Raw genomic sequence first — 2,541 nt, forward strand, 5'->3', positions numbered from 1 at the left:
GGGATATCAGTCATTTTTTGATGCACCGGTACAACTGGATTCGACCGCACCAATTTAATGGTGGGCTGCCACCGGCTCAGGCCGAGAAAAAACTTAACGTCGTGTCCGGGATCAGTTGACCACTACAATTCAACCTTTAGGCGACGGTCAACAACCAAAAGATGTCATTCGGATGTGTCAACAAATTCGAGAGCGATTCAAATTACTCCATTTCAACCAGGGGTGATCGACCATTTTGTTTACATATGCTGGCGTGATATTCTCGCCGACGGCGGGCTGTGTGGACGGCGATTTGGAGACATTGAGCTGACAGATTCTAGATTGCTAGAACAAGGGGGTTCGACTCCTCCCTCGCCAACCCAATGAAGGTCTGAACCGTGTCTTACCACGTCGAATTAGGTTGGAAAATTTTCTCCAGCCTTTCCCCACAAGGGGATGAAAAAACTAAGCTGTCGAGCCCACTTTTCAATGTTAAAGGGGCAAACTCTTTTTTGCGTACGCTTGGAGGCAATCCACGCGCACCTTACGCGCCAATAACAGTTGAGCCGACAAAAAATTTCCATCACGCCTTACGGTCGTCGAAGAGCGAATTAGGTGTTGAAGGAAAGCAACTTTCTTTTACGATTTTTTTTGATCAAATACAACAGCGCCTTCAAGTAACCGTGGGGCTCAGAAGATACTTTTCTTGCATATGCGCCTCAGTAAGAGTTCAGACATTTAGTGTCGATAGTCTCGCTGCCATTGTCGACCTGCAAGATCTTAAATCCCATAAAGGATTTTTTAGATTCGTTTGTGAAATTCTTGCCATCACTACTTCAGGCACTATTAGCACAAGGAAGCTTTCCGAGCTTCCTAAGATCTTTCCAGTCATCCAGATTATGAACCTAGGAACCCAGACGGAAGATACATCGCATCGCCTGGTGGAAATCCTAACGCGTCATACTATCGAAGAGCGAGATATAGTAGATTCGGTCATCCAAAAAAACAAAACGCATCAAATCGATAAAACCTTGGTGCTAATAGATAGGCAAGGAATTCTTTCCTATTTACCACCTAACTGCAGCACTAATCAGGTTGAAGGAAATCTTCAACGCTTTAAGAACGCCTCCTCTTTGATGGAATTTGCAAACGCAATCAAACGAGATGTTAAGTCCGGCTTTATTTCCAGCGACCTTATTAGCAGAATTATCAATGATGCAAAATATTTTTTGCCAGATAGTATTTCTGCTCAGAGGATGTGGGGGCTATTGATGAGCGAATTTAGTATGCAGTATGAGTTTGAGCAGCGGAGTGAATCAAGCATGATTTCAACCACCCGCAACATCCTAGTTGTTACAGTAACCGACATAGAAACTACTGCGATCCTGAACGCTTTTAATGAAAAGACAGGTCACTCAGCCACAATACATCCAGTTGATGGGCATCCTTATCATTGCTTAGGTAAAGTTGGGGGGTTTAACATTTTTCTATCTAGAAGTGAAATGGGGACCTCTGGTATGGGTGGGTCTCAAGCAACTGTATCGCGCAGCATTAAAGCATTATCACCAGAATTTGTTATTATGGTCGGGATCGCATTTGGTATCGATAAAGATAAACAGGCAATCGGTCAAATTTTAGTTTCGAAGCAACTATATCTATATGAACTACAACGCATCAGCAAAGACAACTCTATTGCACTGCGTGGAGATAAGCCTTCTTCATCAACAAAACTGTTAAGTTGGGTAAATGCTGCGAAAGAAAGCTGGGGCGGGGCGAAAGTTGAGCCCGGGCTAATACTTAGCGGTGAGAAGCTTATAGATAATACTGATTATAGAAATCAACTTCAATCACTAGTCCCCGAAGCGATCGGAGGGGAAATGGAGGGGACAGGTCTCTATGTGGCCTGTCAAAGTGAAAAGGTTGATTGGATCCTAATTAAGGCTGTGTGCGACTGGGCTGATGGTAATAAAGGAAGGAATAAACGAGCGAAGCAAGAAGAAGCTGCAAAGTCGGCTAGTGCATTTACTGCTCATTTGATTAGTGTAATGAAACCTTAAATCAGCTACGATTTTAGATCAGATGTAATTGGCTGCGGCGCTGTCAATTGACTTTGGCATGCTTGAGAAGTCCACACCGAGGTAAAAGCTTGCTTCAAGCTCATAGGCGGATAGAGGATAGAGGATAGGGCAAAATGGAGGCTGCTATAAGCCGTTAGGAGTCTTGCAAGCGAATGGCTTTTCCCGACTTCAGCGGCCCACGAGCGGTGTGGAGTCGGGATGGAAGTGGTTCAAATCCCTATCTTAAGTGAGCAATATCTAACAGCCTCGATCAACCCAAAGCTACTTATCGAAGAGCTAGCATAACAAAATCTGCCAGCCCCTTGTCTGGCTTTGACAGCAGTGCGCTAATTGAAATAGAAATCGCTGTTCAAGAATCGAGTGCGATCCACAAACCCCACCTACCACAAGATGTAACCTCGGTTTACCGTGGCATCTGTGGCGAGCAGTTCCACGGCAGCAGCGCTTCGTAATCTTCTACTGACGAGGCGTGCGGCAATCGCTC

At 44.9% G+C, this 2,541-nt stretch carries 1 protein-coding gene; it reads left to right on the forward strand.

Annotated features, from left to right (window positions below; genetic code table 11):
* Window positions 1-377: 377 nt before the first annotated feature.
* Window positions 378-2,036, forward strand: coding sequence for a 5'-methylthioadenosine/S-adenosylhomocysteine nucleosidase family protein (locus AACY44_RS27465; RefSeq protein WP_339531513.1), 1,659 nt, complete (start codon window positions 378-380; stop codon window positions 2,034-2,036).
* Window positions 2,037-2,541 lie beyond the last annotated feature (505 nt).

The sequence above is a fragment of the Pseudomonas sp. RA_15y_Pfl1_P11 genome (genome assembly GCF_963970975.1).
Lineage (GTDB): Bacteria > Pseudomonadota > Gammaproteobacteria > Pseudomonadales > Pseudomonadaceae > Aquipseudomonas > Aquipseudomonas tritici.